We start from the raw sequence: 22,507 nt of genomic DNA, 5'->3' as shown, positions 1-22,507 counted from the left end.
GTTTCGTAAATTACATCTTCATAATTACGATCCAATACTTTCCAATCAAATTTGCTCATGGACTTAACCTTTCTTCTGTAAAAAATCTAACACCGCTTGTTCAAAAATCTGCGGTTTCTCTATATGTACATTATGCCCCGCCCCTTCGACGATGACATGATTAAAACTTGGCAACTTGCCAAATACATCTCTTCCTATTGTAGTATATTTTGTATCTAATGCGCCACTCACATATAAACCATTAACAGAGAATTTTTCTAATTTATCTCCTACATAAGGCATTACGCCCTGCCCTGAGCCACGCAATGTACAGGCTAAGGCGTACGTACTATTATTGGATCGACGTAGATAGATTAATTCCTCTACCCCTTCTGAAAGTTGTTTTTGACTTTCAAAAATAGGAACCTCTGCCCATCGTGTAGCAAACCAAGCCCCATCATGCTCTTCGATTTGACTCGCTAAGTCTTCATCAGCCTTACGGCGTTTAGCTCGCTCAGAATCAGAAGCGAGGCCTACCGAACCACTTTCAAGAACGAGACCTTTGATTTCACTTTCATACTCCAACGCATAGGAAAGTGCAATACGCGCACCCATGGAATAACCCATGAGGTAATAGCTTTCACCAACCATATGATAGATAACTGTATGCAAATCCTCTATCATTTGAGGAATTGTATAAGCCTTATCTTCATCAGGAATATCTGAATCACCATGGCCGATCAAATCGATACGGACCACACGATATCCCGGCAGATTAATAGAATCCCAAGTGTAGCTTGATTCAGAAAAACCATGGAAACATACAATGGGTTCACCTTCTCCAACCACAGTCAAACCGTAGCGGTACTCGCCCAAGTCAAAATACATACGCTGAGCTGGATTACACAAAGCATTATCTACAATACTGCAAAAATACTGACTCATAGTAATGCCTCCATATCAACTGAAACTTTTGTATATTTCTTATGTAACTGTCGACTATATTCCCGGTTTGTAGGAATTTCAATAATATGAACACCTTTTTCTTGATTAGCCTTAGTTAATACATCGGCAAATTCATCAGGTCTAGATAGTTTAGTATAGTCACAACCATATAGGTTAGCTACCCCACTATAGTCTAACCCTTGTTCTGTAGAGAACAAGTAATCAAAATGCTTCGTCCCCTTTTGCGGTAAATATTCAAAAATACCGCCTCCATCGTTATTATGCAAAATAATCGTCAAATTTAGATTGTGCGTTTTAGCGATCGCTAAGCCGTTTAGATCATGGAAAAGAGACAAATCTCCCGTTACAAGATATGTAGACTTACCATTTGTGGCAAGACCTAGTGCAGTTGAAATGGTACCATCGATACCATTAACACCACGATTACCGTAAAGAACGGCATCGGATTCACCAGAAAACCAGAAATAATCAAAGTCGCGAATGGTCATACTATTCGCCACGAGCACTTGGCTATTGTCAGGAATATGTTGTTGTAACTCGCGTATCGTGCGACCTTCAAAACAACTTGGTTCTTCTATGGCTGTACTTAGTTGAGCTTTGCCAACTACTTCTAAACTTTGCCATCTATCAAGATATGCATTAGATTCGTTCTTTACAGCGTACAAATGTGTAAACATATCGATGCTTGCTTGCATGTGTATGGTGGTTTTCCCCGTTGGATTCATGAAGTCCATTGTAGGATTTACCTCTATATACTCCACCTTATCCCAACTTGCCACCATCTGCTGCACTCGTTTAGACACAACGATTTGACCAAACTGAATCACGCAATCTGGCTTTAGTACAGGCCATAACTCTTTATCCGCTAAAAATGCATCATACGTTGAGATCACAACATCAGAGAACCGTTTTTTCTGAGTCATATCTGTATCATTACTACGATTGATAGCAACTTCATGATTATCATCAATAGCATCAGTCTTATGCCAGAGTCTTACATTTGACAATGGATCCGCCAAGATAGGAGCTTGTAAATTCTTCGCAAAGGAATGAATAGATTTAACTTCTTCTATATCGATTTGTGGACCAGCTAAAATAAGGACCTTCTTATATTGTGCAAGCAATGAATTAGAGTTATTAGTGTTATTAGTGTTATTATCAGTAGTATTTTTAGTATAGCTTACGTTACTTACATTACTTGCTTTACTTATGTTACTTGGATTACTTGTACTATTACCTCTATTCTGGCAGCTGAACACATCACCGTAATTAGGTTTAAATACTTTGTAAGGGCTACGTCCCGCTTCAAAGTGTTTACTATCCAGTTCAGGTACCAATGGCTCAAAGAGAGGTACATTGATATGAACGGGTCCTTTTTTGGTATCCATAGATTTCATATACGCCTTGCGAGCTACTTGGCGTGGATATGTGTAGTAGTGCTCCTCTTGCGGCACCGCTAATTCTTCGTAATAATTTACAGCTGTACCAAAAATCTTTTGTTGATCTACTGTCTGTGGAGCCCCTACATGTAACAAGGTATGAGGTCGATCAGCAGATAATACGATAAGAGGTACCCCACTATATTGAGCCTCTAAAATAGCGGGCAAATAATGAGCCACTGCCGAACCAGATGTACAAACTAGTACAGTTGGTTCTTTATGAGCCTTTGCAATGCCAAGCGCCATAAAACTAGCAGAGCGCTCATCTATATTCATATATGTTTCAAAGCCTTCATACTCCGTGAAAAGCATAGCCATCGTCGTAGAACGCGATCCAGGGCTAAATACTGCATGACGGACGCCGAGTTGGTAAAACTCATCTACCAAGGCAGCAATATATTCGTTCATTATATTCCCTTTCAACCACTTCTAAGGGTTTGGAAATGTATTATAACGCATCCAAAATGGTGCGCATTTTATTATTAGTTTCTGCATATTCTTCATCCGCATCAGAATCGGCGACAACGCCGCATCCAGCATAGGCATAAAGAACATTATTCATGATGAGTGCAGATCGAATAGCCACGACGACGATACCGTCCCCCATGTCCTTCATAAAGCCAAAAGGTGCTGCATACATACCACGCTCATGAGCTTCGTACTTTTGTAGCAATGCCAACGCCTTTTCTCGCGGTTCACCGCCGAGAGCTGGTGTAGGATGTAGCAATTTTGCCCATTCCACGAGGGATTTTGTGCTATCCTTTGCGGTAATAATGGTGCGCAAGTGATAGAGATGAGCTAGCTCCATGATGCCCGTTTCACCTATGGTAACATCAGGTGTTATAGACTCCATTGTTTTCACGATACGATCGCGCACGATATTATGTTCAAAAAGATTTTTCTTATCTGTTAACAGTTCTTCCTTAGTCCACGCATTTGGTCCATATTTAGGCGCTGTCCCCGCCAAAGCATAACTGAGAATTTCACTACCTCGATGGCGAACTAGAATCTCTGGCGATGCGCCCACAAAAGTGCGTCCATCCTTTTCGTAACCAAAGATAAAGCAATTTGGATTATTATCTACCAAATTTGCCAAAATACTCGCCACATTGTATGGTGTTTCACTAGTGAACTGTACCTCTCGAGAAGAAACGACCTTTGTCATTTCACCACTGCTAATACCGTCAGCGATAGCATTCATCAAACTATCCCAAGCAGCCTTATCATCACTGGTTTCTTTGTAGTTATGGCGAACTCGAGGCACCTCGAAATCTTTAATAAGGACGCTTTCACCAGCGTGCAAGTAGAAAGATTCCCCATTTTCTACGATGTAGTAATGGGTGAAAGCAATCATTTCATGGCCCATACCAGCCCATTTAGGGTCCTTGGAGTTCTCAAAAAAAGTATCCCCATAAAACACGTAAGCGTAATTATGGCGGTCTTCATCATCTTTGACCGTCGCCAGACGTTTAGCTCCTACAACGATGCGGTCACTTTGACGATCCACCCAGAAAACGCGTTCTTCGTTGGGGAAATTCAGCCAAAAGGCTACCGGACTATTCAGCTCTAACGGTTCTTTATTATATATCATAGTTGTATATCGCTATTAAAAAATAAAATAGACTATAGTAAAAACACCTAACGTGTAGAAGATTTGCTTCTACACGTCAGGCGTCATCAATAAGTTTCCAAATTTTTGAGATGAGCCTAACGCCATCACACGTCGATGGGCCCTCTTTATATCTAATTTATTATATCACAGGTAACCATTAAAAGGTAGAAAATAAAAACCTCTACACCGCATGCGTTATGCATGAATGTAGAGGTTTTCATTATACTTAAAATGTTGTTACTTTATTTGAAAGCCTTAGCCCCAATATCTGTACGATATTGCATACCTTCAAAGTCGATATGCGCTATACGTCCATAGGCTCTATCAAGTGCCGTTCTAAGGTCTTTGCCAAGACCAACAACACCGAGCACACGGCCGCCATTAGTGACATAGTTTTCACCAACAAGCTTTGTACCAGAGTGGAATACGATGGTTGTGTCATATTGTTTAATATCCCCACTGATGACATCGCCCTTTGATGAAGTTTCAGGATAACCCTTAGAAGCAAGGATAACGCAGGCCGCCGAGGAGTCTTTCCATTTCACCATATCAGCTGTTAATGTGCCCGTAGCACAGGCCATCATGATTTGACCTAAGTCACTATCTAGTAGAGGCAATACAACTTGCGTTTCAGGGTCTCCAAATCGTGCATTGAACTCTACCACCTTAGGACCTTCGTCAGTAATCATAAGCCCAGCGTAGAGGCAGCCTACATACGGCATACCTTCCTTGTCCATAGCCGCTACCATAGGTTCCAAGATGGTTTTCATCGCTTCGTCCCGCAATGCATCCGTAAGAACTGGTGCCGGCGCATAGGTACCCATACCACCCGTATTAGGGCCTTTATCACCATCAAAGATGCGTTTATGATCTTGAGAGGCAATCATTGGAACAACGGTCTTACCATCTACAAAGGCTAATAAACTAGCCTCTTCACCTTCCATAAACTCTTCGATAACAACGGTGCTGCCTGCATCACCGAATCGATTACCTCTGAGCATATCTTCCACAGCTGCATTCGCTTCGTCGACGGTCATGGCTACTACAACACCCTTCCCTGCCGCCAAGCCGTCAGCTTTAACAACGATGGGAGCTCCTGTTTGAGCGATAAAAATTTTCGCTTCATCTACCTTGTAAAATACACCATACGCAGCAGTTGGAATGTTGTATTTTTTCATGAGATCCTTGGCAAACACCTTTGAGCCCTCTAGTTGAGCGGCGGCTTTGGATGGTCCAAAAACTGGAATTCCCACCTTATTGAGTACATCTGCTAAACCTGCTACCAAAGGGGCCTCAGGCCCAACAACAACTAAATCAACTTGATTCTCTTTCAAAAAGCTAATCAAATGATCGCTTTGTCGCCAATCGATGCCAACTAGCTCTGCACAATCCGACATGGCCGCGCTACCAGGAATGGCGTATACCTTTGTTACGCTAGGGCTGATGGACAATCGCCACGCCAATGCATGTTCGCGGCCGCCGTTACCGATTACACATACTTTCATAAGTCCTCCATCGGCGCCTAAACGCCATCAAGTTCATAATAATATAAACACATAACGGGACCACGCCAAGCATCAATACTTCTTGACCGTACAATAAATAGTTTACCCTAATAGTGTTTAACAATCCGCTAACAGTTCTTAACCAGTTAATGTTTAAAGTGACGAATATTTGTAAATACCATGGCAATGCCCGCTTCGTCAGCCGCTTTGATGGATTCTTCATCGCGAATAGAGCCACCTGGTTGAATAATAGCTGCAATGCCATGTTTTGCCGCTGTTTCTACGGTATCGCTAAACGGGAAGAATGCATCGGATGCCAAAACAGCACCTTTTGCGGCTGCCCCGGCTTGTTCAAGGGCAATTTTTGCAGAGCCTACGCGATTCATTTGACCGGCCCCAACTCCAAGGGTACGCTTTTCATTAGAAATCAAAATAGCATTGGACTTTACATGTTTTACGAGTTTCCATGCGAATTCAAGGGCTTTCCATTGTTCCTCTGTCGGTTGTACCTTCGTAACAACTTTATAATTGGCGCGGTCTTCTACAAGATCATCTTCTGTTTGCACTAATAAACCACCAGACACCTTTTTCACTGTCACTTGGCCAGATTCCGGCTTAGATAGCTCGATGAGGCGAATATTTTTCTTCGCTTCTAGGATTTCTAATGCTTCTTTTGTGAAAGTTGGCGCCATAATAACTTCTAAGAAAATCTTACTCATTTCTTCCGCAGTAGCTGCATCTACTTCACGGTTTAAAGCAACGATACCACCAAAGGCAGATACGGAATCAGCTTCATAAGCATTTACATAGGCATCATGTAATGTAGCTGCAGTAGCGGCGCCACAAGGGTTTGTATGTTTAATGATACATGCCGCGGGGTCTGTAAATTCCCACACCATGTTCCAAGCCGCTTCCATATCTACAATATTGTTATAAGAAAGCTCTTTACCATGTAATTGTTTGAGCGCTCCCATACCATGAGCTGTACCAATTTCTTTGTAAAATGCCGCTTGTTGATGCGGATTTTCGCCATATCGAAGATTTGTTACCTTTTCATAAGCGCTCAAATATTCAGGAGGTGTAGGGCCTTCATTCAAGATTCCACTCATATAATTAGCGATAGCCACATCGTAAGCCGCCGTATGAGCAAAGGCTTCTTTGGCAAGGCCAAAGCGATATTCCTTAGTCAATTCTCCTTGGTCTTTGAGCATCTCCAAGATTTCATCGTAATGATTTGGATTTACTACAATGCCTACGTACGCATGATTTTTTGCTGCAGAACGAACCATTGTGGGCCCACCGATATCGATATTTTCAATAGCTTCCTCCAAGGATACATTTGGTTTTGCAATGGTTTCACGGAATGGGTAAAGATTCACCACCACAAGATCAATTGGCTCAATACCATGATCAGCCATAGCTTGTTGATGCTCCGTATTATCGCGAATAGCTAAAATACCTCCATGTACCTTTGGATGTAAAGTTTTTACTCGGCCATCCATCATTTCTGGAAAACCCGTTAAAGACTCAACAGCCTTTGCAGAAATGCCTGCATCGGTAATCGCCTTAAACGTACCACCTGTAGAATAGATGGTTACACCTAATTTAGCTAAGCCTTTCGCAAAGTCTACAATCCCCGTTTTATCAGAAACACTTAGTAGTGCATTTTTAATCATGTAACCTCTCCATTTGCTTTCGCATATCAATCTTCAATGTAAACAACTCTACCTTTTATAGTGAGCTTATCTTCACAAAATAGTCGTAATGCCTCTTTATATGTTTTATGTTCAATAGGCAATAATCTATCACTCAAGGTATCTTCCGTATCATCAGGTAATAGAGGAACCGTATTCTGCATGATAATAGGACCTGTATCCATTCCGGCATCAACAAAGTGTACCGTACAACCAGTTACCTTTACGCCCGCATCGATGGCTTTTTGATGTCCATGAAGACCTGGAAACGATGGTAGCAAAGCAGGATGAATATTTAATATCTTATGCTCATATCGTTCAATAAGTTGAGTTCCTACAATGCGCATATACCCTGCTAAAACGATACCCTCTACCTTATAGGGATCTAACGCATCTAACTGAGCTTGTTCAAAGCTAGTTTTAGAATCATAGTCGTTACGCTCGATGACAATGAGTGGAATATTCCAAAATTTAGAGCGTTCCACTATTCCCGCATCACCGTGATCCGTAATTATGACTACAAATTCACCCTTAATATACCCTTCTTGCATAGCTTTGTAGAGGGCTTCCCCATTGGAGCCTCTACCGCTTGCAAATAAAGCTAGACGCTTTTTAGATGTGGAACTAGTCATTAAATACCGCCCCTTTTACAACAACTGGGCCATCACCGGCAACAATGTGACCAATTTCATATACCGCTTCATTACGACTTTCAAGATTTGCTTTTACCTTATCTACATCAGCTGCATCCACGATGAGAATCATGCCGATTCCCATATTGAAAATACGATACATTTCATGCCAATCTACGTTGCCCCATTCTTGTAGTTTTGAAAATACAGGAAGTCGAGGCCATGTATCACAATCGACCTCTGCCGTTACTCCCACAGGTAAGACGCGAGGAATATTTTCATAGAAGCCCCCGCCCGTAATATGAACCATACCTTTAATTAGATTTTCTTTAATCAAAGGCAAAACGGCCTTAGGGTATAGGCGCGTTGGTGTTAATAATTCTTCTCCAAGTGTTTTGCCGAATTCAGGAATATGTTGATTAATGGAGAAACCTTTATGATCGAATACAATTTTACGAACTAAAGAGAAACCGTTAGAGTGAACCCCAGAAGAAGGTAAACCAAGAATAGCATCGCCACCCTTAATACTTTCACCAGTAATCAATTTAGGACGGTCTACGATGCCAACGGCAAAACCTGCCACATCATAGTCATCATTATCATAGAAGCCTGCCATTTCAGCAGTTTCGCCACCTAGTAAGGCACAGCCAGATTCTTCACAAGCCTCGGCTACACCCCGCACAATATCTGCTACTTTCACAGGGTCAAGCTTGCCAACCGCAATATAATCGAGGAAAAATAAAGGCGTAGCCCCTTGTACGAGGATATCATTAACACTCATAGCTACGCAGTCTTGTCCGATAGTATCATGTTTATCCATCATGATAGCGAGGCGCAATTTGGTGCCTACCCCATCTGTACCAGATACGAGCATAGGGTCCGACATAGAATGACCAGCTAAGGAATAGAGTCCCCCAAAACCACCTAAATCACCAACAACACCCGGTGTATAAGTGCGTTTAACAGATTCTTTCATCAATTCTACGGCGCGGTTGCCTGCATCGATATCAACGCCTGCATCGCGATAGGTTAAACTAGTTTTATTCGAGCACATATTTGACCCCTTCCTCTTGGTCCGCAGGAACCGCTACACTATAATCACCATTAAAACATGCAAAACATAAATCATTTGACTTTACATCGGATATAGCGCGACATAAACCTTCACGAGACAAGTAATGTAATCTATCAGCCTTTATGAAATCTCTAATTTCATCCACTGTATGAGTAGCTGCTATAAGCTCTTTACGCACCGATGTATCGATGCCATAGTGACAGGAGTATTCAATGGTCGGAGAGCTAACACACATGTATATCTCTTTAGCACCCGCCTCTTTTAGCATTTTTACAATAATACCACTCGTAGTACCGCGCACGATAGAGTCATCGATGAGAACGATACGCTTTCCCCCAACGACATGAGGCAATGCATTTAGCTTCATACGAACAGCTAGTTCTCGTTCCTCTTGATTTGGTTTAATAAAAGTACGACCACTATAACGGTTCTTAACTAACCCTTCCGCAAAAGGAATCCCCGATGCACGAGCATAACCTAATGCAGCCGTTGTACCGGAATCCGGAATGGACATGACGATATCCGCATCATACTTAGTTTCGTTATATAATTCGCGGCCCATATTGAGACGAGATTGATATACGGATTGACCATCGATATGACTATCGCCGCGTGCAAAATAAATATATTCAAAGACGCATAGCTTTTTATCGATTTTTTCTGGTTCCGCATAGATTGTGCTACGCACACCAGAATCATCGATGATAACCATTTCACCAGGATCTATATGGCGAATAAACTCTGCCTTAATCGCATCAAAAGCACAGCTTTCACTAGAAAGCACATAACCGTTTTCCATTTTGCCTAAGCAAAGTGGTCTAAAGCCTTGAGGGTCACGTACACCTACTAAGGAGTCGTTCGTAGTAATGACTAGAGAGAAAGCCCCTTCAATTTGACGTGCCGCATCGGCAATTCGTTCCGCTTGTGTTTCTGCTTTAGAGCGGGCAATCAGGTTTACAATAACCTCAGAGTCCATCGTCGTTTGAAAGATTGAACCATCGGCTTCGAGGCGTTTTCGAATAGATAAGGCGTTCGTTAAATTACCATTGTGAGCCACCGCAATTTGACCACCTTGGTAGTGAATAACCAAAGGTTGAATATTGCGCGGATTATTAGACCCTGTCGTAGAGTACCGCACATGGCCAGTCCCCATATAGCTTGGCAATGCTGGTAATTCTTTAATAGCCTCAGTCAACAAGCCCATGCCTTTTTTCAGTTCTACATCGTGCCCATCAGTAACAGCAATGCCCGCACTTTCTTGACCACGATGTTGGAGTGCAAATAGCCCCCAATATACATAGCGTGCTACATCAACGGTTCTATCATAGACACCAAACACACCACACTCTTCATGCCATTTATCAAAAACAGGATCGTAGTTCATCTTCCCCCCTATTAGGCACGCTCGCCAGTAAGACGGAATAACATTTCCTTATACGCTTCTTCAATATTACCAAGATCTCGACGGAAACGGTCTTTGTCGAGTTTTTCACCAGTTGTAGCATCCCAGAAACGACATGTATCAGGAGAGATTTCATCACCTAATAATATCTCACCTTTATGAGTACCGAATTCTAATTTAAAATCTACAAGAGTTACGTTTTTAGTAGCCAAGAATTTTTTTAAAATATCGTTTACCTTTAAAGTAATAGTAGAGATTACGTCAAGTTGCTCTTGAGTGGCCCAACCAAGTGCAGTAATTTGGGATTCGTTGGCAAACGGATCGCCTAATTCATCATTTTTATAGCAGAACTCGAGAATTGGATGTTTAAGCGGTGTACCTTCTTCAATACCAAAACGTTTTGCCATAGAGCCAGCTGCAATATTACGAACGATAACTTCAAGAGGAACTATGTCCAATGTAAGTACTGTTTGGTTGCGATCATCTTCACGACGAACGAAATGAGTTGGTACGCCTTCTTTTTTCAACAATTCAAAGAAGAAAGAGGAAATTTTGTTATTCAACACGCCTTTACCAAGGATGGTGTCATGTTTTTCACCATTAAATGCAGTGGCATCATCTTTGTAATGAACGATATACTCATCTTTGTTATCTGTTGCATATACTTGTTTTGCTTTGCCTTCGTACAATAATGTTAATTTTTCCAAATCGATGTTAGCCATGAGGTGTCTCCTTTATAAAAAAGCAATAATAAAAATATATAATGAATATCTAATAAGACAAAAACAATTAATGTTTCTTAACCAGTAAGGTAATCTGCAATGAGTTAAGCGATTATAGTTTAATAGCACCTTGTAACTCTGCATTATCTGCTAAGACTTTTTCAGCCATATCTTTGCGATATTGTTGATATTGTTTTTTTAGGTCTTTATTGAAAGCTGCTCCAATTTGTACTGCAAAGAGCGCCGCATTTTTAGCACCGTCTACAGCCATTGTAGCTACAGGCATACCAGATGGCATTTGAACGATAGCAAGTAAAGAATCAATGCCCTTTAAAGCCGTTGCATTAAGAGGGATGCCGATAACAGGTAGTGTAGTGAAGCTCGCCACCACACCAGGTAAGTGAGCCGCCGCGCCAGCACCTGCAATAAAAGCGATAGCCCCTTCATCTTCAAGTCGCGTGACAAAGTTCTTCACAGCCTCTGGTATACGATGAGCTGAGGCAATAACCATTTCATAAGAAATTTTGAATTCATCAAGTACGGCAGATGCCTTTTTCATTGTGTCTAGGTCAGACTTGCTGCCCATGATAATACCGACCTTCATAGATCCTCCTAATAAAAAAGCCCAGCCGAAACAGACTGGGACAAATGCGCACAAATAGCCTCCGTAGACTTGCTTTGAGTTTGTTGATTTGCATAGTTCACGGCGCTACCTCCTTCTTGTATTCAAATTGTAACACCTAAGATTTACAAAATCAATACTATTTTCGAATATTTTTTTTATTAAATATTTTTATCATTCGTTATATTCCGAACTATTACAAAAAGGTAGATTGCATCATATAAATTAAGCTTAAATAAATCTGCAAAATAGAATACTGTCTTTGCAATCTTATAACAGCATAAATTTATTCTATCAATCATAATATTTGTATGGTTTTGCTTATCCATATAAAAAAGCGGATAACCCCGTTAAAAACAGGTTATCCGCTTTTCATATTTCCGAACATTAGACCACTTAACTTGTATCTATTATTGATTAGTGAGTACCACTTTCAAAGGCAGCTTTCAATTCACCTACAGATTCAGGAATATAATCTACAATAGAAGACATCAACGCATACATCAATGCCGGCTCGAACGCATCATCACCACACATATATACACAATCCAAGTATAGGCTAGAATCTTGTTCATCAATATATAGTTTGTAATTTTTATACGTCGCATTATCCCGATTGATTAAGGCATTCAAAGCGTTCATGTTTTGTGCCGTTACCTTTTCAGGACCCAACACCAAACGAATTACGCTATAAATACTATTATCGAGAATGACGAACAAAGGCATATCCCATAATGGGGATTTGATATAAGAACGATATACTACTGTACCGTCTTCATCATCAAAATCCTTGCGTTCAAAAGATATGATTTCTTCTTCTTTCAAGAACTTATCAAATAATAAGGATTTAGGATTCATAACAACCTCTATTAAGCTAAACCAGCTACTTTAAGAATATCTTTATGTACAGCATCTAAATGCGGTTGAATTACTTCGAGCAAAAGATTTACTACTACGGTAGGATCAAATTGTTCATTTAAACATGGCATAGACACATCCATATAAATATTATTGTCTTCAACGCTCACATAATATTTTGACACTTTATAATCTTGATTTAACGTGTTAAGCTCTTTCAACACCGCAGGAATCACTTTTTCATCAATAGATGTTGTTGTGATAGCAATGCGTGCATAAGTGAAAGCGGAATCGTCTACAACGATGAACACAGGTAGGCTATGATCATGAACATCCAAACGACCATGATATACAACTGTATTAAGATCGTCTGTCATTTCTTCCTTTGTAAACCAAGTGTTGCCGCCTTTGTTAAGATCAGCAACAAGTAAGTCAAATTTTTCTGCTTTTTTATTCATAATTTCCTCTAACAATAATCAGACTAATTAGTCTTCGATAAACACACAACCATTATCTTTGAATTCTTTAATGCGAACTAAAGACTCTACACGGTAGCCCGCATTTTCGAGGCGTTCACGACCAGGTTGGAAGGATTTTTCGATAGCAATCGCCATTCCTACTACTTCATCACCTGCGTCTTGAACCAATTTAGCAAGGCCCATAGCAGCCTCACCAGATGCCAAGAAGTCATCGATAATCAACACTTTTTCACCAGCTGGCAAGAATTTTTTAGAAATAGTGATATCATAATTCTCTTCTTTTGTATAAGAGTACACAACACTATGATATACATCATCTACCATAAGGATGGATTTTTTCTTACGCGCAAATACCAATGGCACGTCTAGTTCAAGCGCGGCCATCAACGCCAACGCAATACCAGATGCTTCGATGGTAACAATACGTTGTACACCTGCATCACGGTAACGATCCGCGATTTCTTTACCAATTGCCTTAAACAATTGTGGATCGATTTGATGGTTTAAGAAACCATCTACTTTCAGCACCCGATTATTGAGGACAATCCCTTCTTCACGAATGCGTTCTTTTAATAATTCCATGTGCTCATACCTCCGCATAACTATCTTTAAATTTTAACGTAAACAACCCCTTAGGGTCAACCTATATCTAGTAAAAGTCTTATAATACAACCCATAAATCTCATTGCCAATATGACTTAAATAATTTGTATATGAATTATATAACTCAACTGCTTTATAAGAACATAATATAGCACGGCAAAGCTTACACTAATATATAAAAAGACACACTTTAAGAAAGTTTCCTAAAGTATGTCTTTAAACATGTCCTTTTCTTATAAAATTTTATCTCGAGTACTTTCACGATTAACTAGCAAGGAAGTAAATCTCGCAGCTCCTTCAGATTGAGGAACCAAGCGTGAACGCACAAGCACAATATCCCGTGTTGGTACCGGAATATCTGTATCGATGCGCACAATCGTCCCTTCTTGCATTTTTTGTTGCACCACATGATTAGGCAACATGGAAATGCCCATATTGATCTCTACAAGGTCTAGTAATACATCGACGCTACCCAATTCAAAACGAGGCTTACGACAAGCACCATGAGTCACATCGTCAAAGAATGTACGACTAGCAGAGCCTTTATGCAAAAGCAAGATAGGCTCGTTAAGAAGGCGTCCTTGATCAAAGAATCCTGCCCCTTTATAGTCAGGACCGCCAACAAAGACGTCTTGAATTGTAGCTAGCGTAGTTACCTCTAACTGAGGATTATCTCTCAATCCCTCATAATCATTAACCACGGCTAATTGTGCCTCTTTATTGAGTACCAATTCTACACAATCAGGAGACGGACGATTGATGATATGTAATCCAATTTCACTTTCTTGTAATTGCCATTTATGGAAATAAGGCAATAAGAAATGGCGACACAAAGTATCTGTGGCAGCCAAATTTAAACTTTCATAAGCTTGGCTAACGCGTTCTTGTAATTGGGTAACACCATTATCAAGAATGGAGAAAGCTTTAGCTACCGTATCAAACAATTCTTTGCCTTCTGGCGTGAACCCTACAGATTTTGTAGTACGCACGAAGAGAGGCATATTAAGTTCTCCTTCTAATTGTTTAATACTCTGACTAATGGCGGATTGGGACACGCCTAATTCTTTTGCGGCACGTGAAAAGGATAAATATAAGCCTACCCCTAAAAAGGTTCTATATAAATCTGCAGATACTGCCATTTTATTCACCTCTGTTATATACTAATAGTAACGTCTTACTTTTAAATATACCTATCATTACTCTATTATAACTATAGACTCTCAATATATAATGAATATGTAGAAATCTTCATGAAAGCTAGGTCTTATGACCTTCATGAACTTTTCATATTTATTAGTATTTCTAATCTTTTCATTAGTAAGATTATCTTTACTTATAAGTCTAGACCGACTATACTTAATTTGTCAATATCCCATTTTGTCAATATTCCATAAGGAATTATATACATTACAGGAGGCTACAATGGCTATACAACGATTATTCGTAACAAAACGAGAATCTTTCAACCAAGAAGCACAACGCATGTTACATACCTTACAACAGGAATTATCTATGCCTGCTACAAGTGTAACTATCTATGAACGATACGATATCGAACATTTAGATACAAAAGATTTAGAGTCTGCCAAAAATCTAATTTTCTCTGAACCTCCTGTAGATACAGTATTAGAAGAAATCCCAAGTGTTCAAGGCTTTGTATTCGCTGTCGAATATGTGCCAGGGCAATACGATCAACGTGCTGACAGTGCAGAGCAATGTATTTCTATGCTCACCCTTACATCTGGCCACATCGTACGTTGCGCTCGCGTATACGCTATCGAAGGTACTTTCACCAAAGAACAGGAAAATGCCATCAAAGCATACTACATTAACCCTGTTGATTCCCGCGAAGCGAGCCTTGATGTACCAAATACATTAGCTCTCGATTTAGAAGATCCAAAGCCGGTGGCAACAGTCGATGGATTTACTACGATGAGCGATGCTGATTTAGAAGCGCTTATCAAAAACTACGGTCTTGCTATGACATTAGCAGACCTTCAAATGATTAGACAACAATACGCAGAGGTAGAACACCGCGATCCTACGATTACAGAAATTCGTCTCTTCGATACATATTGGTCTGACCACTGCCGTCACACTACCTTTATGACGGAATTGACGGATATCACTATTGAAGACAGTCGCTTCACAGGCTCTATAAAGGAAGCCCTCGAAGAATATATGGATGGCCGTACCAAGCTCTACAAGACTAAGAAAAAAGCTCGCTCCCTCATGGACATGGCTACATTGGCTGTAAAAGAATTACGCCACGCTGGCGGCCTAACAAATCTCGATGAATCCGATGAAATCAATGCATGTACCATTATCGTACCTGTCGATGTAAACGGCAAAACCGAAGAATGGTTGTTATTGTTCAAAAACGAAACCCATAACCACCCTACCGAAATCGAACCATTTGGTGGCGCAGCTACCTGTTTAGGTGGCTGTATTCGCGACCCATTGAGTGGCCGCGCTTACGTATACCAAGCTATGCGCATCACAGGCTCTGGCGATCCACATACAAGCCTTGAAGATACGTTAGAAGGAAAACTACCACAAAAGAAAATCACCCAAGAAGCGGCTCGTGGCTATTCCTCTTACGGCAACCAAATTGGCCTTGCTACAGGTGAAGTAAAAGAATATTATCATCCTGGCTACGTAGCGAAACGCATGGAAATTGGTGCTGTTATCGGTGCCGCACCTCGCAACCAAGTTCGCCGCGAAGAGCCGACTGCCGGTGATGTTGTAGTATTACTGGGCGGTAAAACTGGTCGTGATGGCTGTGGCGGCGCTACAGGTTCCTCTAAAGAACATACCGTTGATTCTCTATCCACATGCGGTGCAGAGGTTCAGAAAGGCAACGCCCTCACTGAACGAAAAATTCAACGTTTATTCCGTCGTGGCGAAGTAACGACACTTATCAAACGTTGTAATGACTTCGGCGCAGGCGGTGTATCTGTCGCTATCGGTGAATTAACTGACGGTTTATCAATCAATCTTGACTTAGTTCCTAAAAAATACGCTGGCCTCGACGGTACAGAGTTAGCCATTTCTGAATCACAAGAGCGCATGGCCTGTGTCATCGCCGCTTCTGATGTAGAAGCGTTCAAATCATACTGCGACGAAGAAAACTTGGAATGCACAGTTGTAGCTAAGGTAACTGATACAAATCGCCTTATTATGAACTGGAATGGCAAAACAATTGTAGATATTAGCCGCGACTTTTTAAATACAAATGGTGCTAGCCAACAACAAGAAGCTATCGTAAAAGCTCCAGCAGATCGCTCCTACTTCTTACGCGGTTCTGCTAGTGCAGATAACTTCAAAGAAAAATGGCTCGCAGCTGTATCCGATTTAAATGCAGCCTCCCAACAAGGCTTAGCAGAACGCTTTGACAGCACTGTGGGTGCTAATACGGTGCTCATGCCATTCGGTGGTAAGTTCCAAAAAACGCCTACCCAAGGCATGGTGGCCAAATTACCTGTTCTAAACGGTGAAACTACAACGGCTAGCATCATGACTCATGGCTTTGTACCCGAGTTATCTGCATGGAGCCCTTATCATGGTGCACAATATGCAGTGCTTTTATCTGTAGCAAAATTAGTAGCTCTTGGCGGTCGCCGTGAAGATGCATACTTAACATTACAAGAATATTTCGAACGCCTCCACTCTAAAGAATCTTGGGGTAAACCAGTAGCTGCACTTCTCGGTGCTTATAAGGCACAAAAAGAACTTGAAATCGGCGCTATCGGCGGCAAAGACTCTATGAGCGGTACATTTATGGACCTTACGGTTCCGCCTACCCTCGTATCCTTTGCGGTTGGTACAGCTCATGTAGATAATATCGTGAGCCAAGACCTTAAAGGCGTAGATCACCGCCTTGTATTCTTTGATGTACCTCGTACATACGATGACACTCCTGATTGGGATCGATTCAAAGAAAACTGCGATACACTACAAGAACAAATTGAAAAAGGTCGCGTTTACTCCGCCTATGTAGTTGATCAAGGCGGCATTCCTGAAGCAGTAACAAAAATGGCGCTTGGCAATAATATCGGTGTTAAATTCGATAAATACGCTGAACGTGGTATCTTCCAACCTGCTCTTGGTTCCTTCATCGTTGAAGTAGATATTACAGCTGTTAACTATCTTTTAGAGTTACCTGATGTAAAAGTAATCGGTGTAACCCAAGCAAATCCAGTTATCGAATGGGAAGGTCAATCTGTATCCCTTAAAGAAGTACAAGTGGCCTATGAAGCACCTCTAAACGATATCTTCCCTATGCACGCACCAAGCGGCTTTGGTGAAGCAGTCGCTTACATTCATGACCAACACGCTAAGCCTCGCAGTGTCTCCTTAGGTGCAAAACCAAAAGTTCTCATCCCATTATTCCCTGGTACAAACTGTGAATTTGACTCTGCTCGCGCCTTCGAACGAGCTGGTGCAGAAACAGATATCGTAGTCATCCGCAACCAAACTCCAGAACAATTAAAAGAATCTATCGACGTAATCAAAGCTAAATTAGCAGAATCTCAAATTCTTATGTTCCCAGGAGGTTTCAGTGCTGGTGATGAGCCTGATGGTTCTGGTAAATTCATGGCTACCCTCTTCCGCAATCCATACCTTGCAGAAGGTTTAGAAAACCTCTTGTATAAACAAGATGGCCTTGTATTAGGTATTTGTAACGGCTTCCAAGCGCTCATCAAGTTAGGCTTGTTACCTGGTGGACACATTGAAACCTTAACCAAAGATCATCCTACATTGACGTATAATACGATCGGTCGTCACGTGTCTCGCATGGTCAACACGAAAGTTATTTCCACTAAATCTCCTTGGATGAGCGATGCCAAGGCAGGTGAAATTTACACGGTACCAATTTCCCACGGCGAAGGTCGATTTATTGCTTCCCCTCAACAAGTGTTAGAGTTCAATAAAACTGGCCAAATCGCTACACAATATGTAGACTTTGATGGTATTGCCTCCATGGATAGTCGCTTCAACCCAAATCAATCTGTAGCCGCTATCGAAGGTATTTATAGCCCTGATGGTCGCGTATTCGGCAAAATGGCACACTCCGAACGCTGTGGTGCAGGCATTAGCAAAAATATTCCTGGACAACTAGAAATGCCAATTTTTACATCTGGTGTAAAATACTTCAAATAATTGATTACTATGAACTTTCCTGTGAAAGCCTACTTCTTCAAGTAGGCTTTTTCAATATTGATTTTTTTCGAAAATATTAGTATTATAAATTGATACTATATTTACAAACATGAGTTCTCATGTAAAGCTATACATACCTAGTGTGGGTTAAGAAAGGATTTTATTATGCATTGTGCTCAGAAAATGACTCATAATATCTACTGGATTGGTAGTAATGACTGGACAACAGAACGTTTCGAAAACTTATTTCCTATTCCAAATGGTGTTAGCTATAACAGCTATTTCATCGACGATGAAAAGACTTGTGTCGTAGACTCTGTAGATGCTGAAATTCGTGAAGAGTACTTCGACAACTTGACTCACCTCTTAAATGGTCGTGAACTCGATTACATCGTCGTAAACCATATGGAACCTGATCATTGCCAAACATTATTGGAAACATTGGAACGTTATCCAAATTGTAAAATGGTAGGTAATGCTACAACATTCCGCATGTTTGAGCAATTCTATAACACTCCAAAACCAGAACAATACCATCAAATTAAAGAAGGCGATGAAATCTGTTTAGGCAAACATACATTGGTTTCTTACACTATGCCTATGGTTCACTGGCCTGAAGTAACTTGTACATACGAAAAATCTACAGGCACATTGTTCTCTGCAGATGCTTTTGGTACATTCGGTACAGTTAATGGTAATATCTTTGCTGACCAAACCGATTTCGTAGCCACATATGAAGAAGAAGCCCGTCGTTACTATACAAATATTGTTGGTAAATACGGACCTCAAGTACAAAATGCGCTTCGTAAAATTTCTAATCTTGATATCAAACGCATTGCTCCACTTCATGGTCCAATCTGGCGCACCCCTGAATCTATCCAATATATCACGCACAAATACTTACATTGGTCCAGCTATACAGCCGAACAAAAAGGTGTTGTTATCGCTTTTGGTTCCATGTACGGCAATACTCGTGCTATTGCTCAACAATTAGCTAAACAACTATCCAAACGTGGCGTTACAGATATCAAAATTTACGATGTTTCCAAAACTAATGCTTCCTACATCATCTCCGATGCTTGGAAATATACTAACTTGGTAACTATCGCACCTACATATAACTTGAATCTATACCTTACTATGGAAAACTTTATCCATGAATTAAAAGCCCTTAACTTCCAAAACCATAAAGTATCCATCATCGGTAACCACTCTTGGGCTTCCGCTGCGATGAAAACAATGGTTTCCCATTTCGAAAATGACTTCAAAGACATTGAAATTGTTTCCGAACCACTAGATATCAAATCCTCTTTGAAAGAAGAAGACCTTCCATTAATTGAAAAAATGGCAGACGATATCAAAGCGTCCATTGAAGCCGCTGAAATTAAAGACGTATTCTAATACCTAATACAAGAGCCGCCTAAATAGGCGGCTTTTTCTCTTCATATACCAGATTTTATACGCCTAAAACCAAACTTTGATTTTTGGTTTATACCCATTTATTGAGATCAAATACTATATTTTAAAAGCCTTGTAAATATGCAATAATTCGACTATTTTTTGCTTGACATAAATCTAACTTTTTCATATACTATACAAGTACCTGTTACACAACAGAATACATGGAGAGGTGTCCGAGCGGCTGAAGGAGCATGATTGGAAATCATGTGTGCGGTTATCCCGTACCCAGGGTTCAAATCCCTGTCTCTCCGCCATAGTAAAAGCAGTGCTTATGCACTGCTTTTTTATTTGCAAACAAAGAGACGATACACAGTATCGTCTCTTTTATATTTAAGGTCATATATTAATTGTGAATTCTCTTTGCAATATCACCGATAATTTCAGGTGTTGTTCTACAACAGCCACCGATGATTTGAGCTCCAGCTTTTCGCCATACCTCAACGTAATCTACAAATGATGCAGCATCGCCATACCATGTTTTAGTTTTACTATCATAGCTTTCACCAAGATTAGGATATACAGCAATCGGTTTATCTGTAACCGTTCGAATATCTTTTATCAATGATTCTACATATTCCGGTTTAGTACAATTAATGCCAATCCCCGTAATAGGATGTACCTTGTCGATCATTTGTGCACATTTAATAATGGTTTCGCCACTAGAAACATGATGCCCATCCTTACAGGAAAAAGAAATCCACCCGGGAATACCTTTTGATGTAAACGGATCAGACATAGCTCTCGCAATAGCAATCGCTTCAGCATAAGACGGTATAGTCTCAAAGGATAATACGTCTGGATTTTCTTCACAGAATAACGCTAACCGAGGAATATGGAATACCTCTAGATATTCTGTTTGCACATCAGGATAACCACGGTATTCAGAGCCATCAGCCAAAAAAGCGCCATAAGGGCCCACTGAGGCTGCCACCAACGGTTTAGGTAATGCACCTTCAGAAAAATATCTAATTCCCTCAGGAGTCTCTTCACCAAGCGTAATACCACGCAATGTAAGTGCCCCACTCGCCTTGGCTTCTAAAAACTCATTACGAGCTTGCACGGCTAAACGAACAGATAGTTTAACGAGCTCTATTGCTTCTTCCGTACCATAACCTAACCCTTTAAAGCCTGCTACCGTTGCTTGATAGCCGGAGCTTTGAATGATATCGGCACCAGCAGCTAAATAAGAAATATGTATTTTCTTGATAACATCTGGCTGATCCATGAGAACTTTAGCAGACCACAACTTATGTTGAATATCACAGCCATAACGCTCTAATTCAGTCCCTAAGGCCCCATCTAAGACGAGGGCGCCCTTTTCCTTAATAATATCTAAAAATGCACTTCGTTTAGCCATCATATCACCCATTCTATACATACCTCTTATAACACGAGGCTTACCAAGCGTATTATATCAAATAATACATTCTGGTACTATCTACAAACTATTTTAATACCTCTGCTGGAGGCTCCTTACCAAACCATTTCTTATAAACCTCTGCGTATTTACCGTTTGCCTTGATCTTAGCTAAGCCATCATTGATTTTGTTAAGTAACTCTGTATTGCCTTTTTTCACAGCAATACCTAATGGTGCCGCATCATAGTCCTCTCCAGTAACCTTTGCGATACCTTTGCCCTTACCATTAACATAATACTCGTTTACCGGTGTATCATTGATAACTACATCGACGCCTTTATTTTGTAGTTCTAAGAAAGCATCGACGATGATATTAAACTGACGTACCTCGGCATTTGGAATCTTGCTAGCAATCTCTGCACCAGTAGAACCAATAGAAACACCAATACGTTTCCCTTCTAGATCCTTAAAGCTGTTAATATTGGTGTTATCAATGTTAACAACGAGACCATTACCTGCAATATAGTACGGTTTACTAAAATCAACGGATTTTGCTCGTTCTTCAGAAATGGTCATATCCGATATGGCGATGTCGATTGTATTACTTTGTAGTGCTGGTAAAAGCGCATCAAAGTTCAAGTTTTGAATATCGGTTTCTATGCCCTCTTCTTTAGCAATAGCATTGATAATATCAATATCAAAACCAGCTAGTTTACCACTATCTTTATCTTTAAAACCAAACGGTGCATAGGTCGCATCAGTACCTACGCGCCATACCTTCTGACTATTACCTGTATTACCACAGCCAGCGATTAATAAACTACTAGCAATGGTGAAAGCTCCCAATAGAGCTGCTATTTTCTTTAATTTCATGTTACTACCCTTACTTCTCTCCGTTCTATCTAGAAACAGAGTTCTTCTTAATCAACTAATATAT

Annotated in this window: 18 protein-coding genes and 1 tRNA gene; 3 read left to right on the top strand and 16 right to left on the bottom strand. The window is 40.6% G+C overall.

Annotation, left to right across the window (positions count from 1 at the left end; genetic code table 11):
- Positions 1-63: 63 nt before the first annotated feature.
- From menH to RYO55_RS06510, 14 genes are all read right to left on the bottom strand, one after another.
- Entirely contained in the window at positions 64-924 is an 861-nt protein-coding gene (gene menH / locus RYO55_RS06575; RefSeq protein WP_314984730.1) for a 2-succinyl-6-hydroxy-2,4-cyclohexadiene-1-carboxylate synthase, read from the bottom strand.
- The gene (menD, locus tag RYO55_RS06570) at positions 921-2,792 is read right to left on the bottom strand and encodes a 2-succinyl-5-enolpyruvyl-6-hydroxy-3-cyclohexene-1-carboxylic-acid synthase (protein ID WP_314984728.1); all 1,872 of its coding nucleotides are present in this window, start codon (positions 2,790-2,792) and stop codon (positions 921-923) included. Before menD ends, menH begins: the two co-directional genes overlap by 4 nt.
- Before the next feature lie 40 nt (positions 2,793-2,832).
- Positions 2,833-3,975 (bottom strand): isochorismate synthase, encoded by a 1,143-nt coding sequence (locus RYO55_RS06565; protein WP_314984726.1) that lies wholly within the window; start codon positions 3,973-3,975, stop codon positions 2,833-2,835.
- A gap of 263 nt (positions 3,976-4,238) precedes the next feature.
- Entirely contained in the window at positions 4,239-5,501 is a 1,263-nt protein-coding gene (gene purD, locus RYO55_RS06560; RefSeq protein ID WP_314984725.1) for a phosphoribosylamine--glycine ligase, read from the bottom strand.
- Between the two features lie 146 nt (positions 5,502-5,647).
- Positions 5,648-7,177, bottom strand: a complete 1,530-nt coding sequence (gene purH / locus RYO55_RS06555) for a bifunctional phosphoribosylaminoimidazolecarboxamide formyltransferase/IMP cyclohydrolase (RefSeq protein ID WP_314984724.1) — start codon at positions 7,175-7,177, stop codon at positions 5,648-5,650.
- Between the two features lie 26 nt (positions 7,178-7,203).
- Positions 7,204-7,827 (bottom strand): phosphoribosylglycinamide formyltransferase, encoded by a 624-nt coding sequence (gene purN, locus RYO55_RS06550; RefSeq protein ID WP_314984722.1) that lies wholly within the window; start codon positions 7,825-7,827, stop codon positions 7,204-7,206.
- A complete protein-coding gene (purM, locus tag RYO55_RS06545; RefSeq protein ID WP_314984721.1) occupies positions 7,820-8,881 on the bottom strand; it encodes a phosphoribosylformylglycinamidine cyclo-ligase in 1,062 nt (353 codons plus the stop codon). The genes purN and purM overlap by 8 nt, the downstream gene beginning before the upstream one ends.
- Complete coding sequence (gene purF / locus RYO55_RS06540; RefSeq protein ID WP_314984720.1) at positions 8,868-10,286, bottom strand: amidophosphoribosyltransferase; 1,419 nt, start codon at positions 10,284-10,286, stop codon at positions 8,868-8,870. The genes purM and purF overlap by 14 nt, the downstream gene beginning before the upstream one ends.
- Positions 10,287-10,297: 11 nt before the next feature.
- A complete protein-coding gene (gene purC, locus RYO55_RS06535) occupies positions 10,298-11,026 on the bottom strand; it encodes a phosphoribosylaminoimidazolesuccinocarboxamide synthase (protein WP_295816190.1) in 729 nt (242 codons plus the stop codon).
- Positions 11,027-11,138: 112 nt separating this feature from the next.
- Positions 11,139-11,630: a 5-(carboxyamino)imidazole ribonucleotide mutase gene (gene purE, locus RYO55_RS06530; protein ID WP_314984719.1), complete on the bottom strand. Its 492-nt coding sequence runs from the start codon at positions 11,628-11,630 to the stop codon at positions 11,139-11,141.
- 435 nt (positions 11,631-12,065) lie between these two features.
- A complete protein-coding gene (locus RYO55_RS06525) occupies positions 12,066-12,506 on the bottom strand; it encodes a hypothetical protein (RefSeq protein ID WP_012863928.1) in 441 nt (146 codons plus the stop codon).
- 11 nt (positions 12,507-12,517) lie between these two features.
- Entirely contained in the window at positions 12,518-12,964 is a 447-nt protein-coding gene (locus RYO55_RS06520; protein ID WP_012863927.1) for a hypothetical protein, read from the bottom strand.
- Positions 12,965-12,991: 27 nt separating this feature from the next.
- The gene (locus RYO55_RS06515; RefSeq protein ID WP_004693737.1) at positions 12,992-13,567 is read right to left on the bottom strand and encodes a xanthine phosphoribosyltransferase; all 576 of its coding nucleotides are present in this window, start codon (positions 13,565-13,567) and stop codon (positions 12,992-12,994) included.
- 254 nt (positions 13,568-13,821) lie between these two features.
- Positions 13,822-14,727: a LysR family transcriptional regulator gene (locus tag RYO55_RS06510; protein ID WP_012863926.1), complete on the bottom strand. Its 906-nt coding sequence runs from the start codon at positions 14,725-14,727 to the stop codon at positions 13,822-13,824.
- 283 nt (positions 14,728-15,010) lie between these two features.
- Here RYO55_RS06510 and RYO55_RS06505 point away from each other — a divergent pair, with 283 nt between their 5' ends.
- The 3 genes from RYO55_RS06505 (at position 15,011) to RYO55_RS06495 (ending at position 20,466) form a co-directional block, all read left to right on the top strand.
- Positions 15,011-18,751 (top strand): phosphoribosylformylglycinamidine synthase, encoded by a 3,741-nt coding sequence (locus RYO55_RS06505; RefSeq protein WP_314984717.1) that lies wholly within the window; start codon positions 15,011-15,013, stop codon positions 18,749-18,751.
- A gap of 165 nt (positions 18,752-18,916) precedes the next feature.
- Positions 18,917-20,152 carry an FprA family A-type flavoprotein gene (locus RYO55_RS06500; RefSeq protein WP_221741334.1) on the top strand — a complete coding sequence of 412 codons (1,236 nt, stop codon included), beginning with the start codon at positions 18,917-18,919 and terminating at the stop codon, positions 20,150-20,152.
- A 223-nt stretch (positions 20,153-20,375) separates the two neighbouring features.
- Positions 20,376-20,466, top strand: a tRNA-Ser gene (locus tag RYO55_RS06495).
- 89 nt (positions 20,467-20,555) lie between these two features.
- On the opposite strand, the gene mmuM is transcribed toward RYO55_RS06495, so the two are convergent.
- Together mmuM and RYO55_RS06485 are read right to left on the bottom strand one after the other, a co-directional pair.
- Entirely contained in the window at positions 20,556-21,581 is a 1,026-nt protein-coding gene (gene mmuM, locus RYO55_RS06490; protein ID WP_314984714.1) for a homocysteine S-methyltransferase, read from the bottom strand.
- Between the two features lie 76 nt (positions 21,582-21,657).
- Positions 21,658-22,443, bottom strand: a complete 786-nt coding sequence (locus tag RYO55_RS06485; protein ID WP_314984712.1) for a basic amino acid ABC transporter substrate-binding protein — start codon at positions 22,441-22,443, stop codon at positions 21,658-21,660.
- Positions 22,444-22,507: the final 64 nt, after the last annotated feature.

It is taken from the genome of uncultured Veillonella sp. (genome assembly GCF_963551295.1).
Taxonomy (GTDB): domain Bacteria; phylum Bacillota; class Negativicutes; order Veillonellales; family Veillonellaceae; genus Veillonella.
This window is presented reverse-complemented; position numbering and strand designations above follow the sequence as displayed.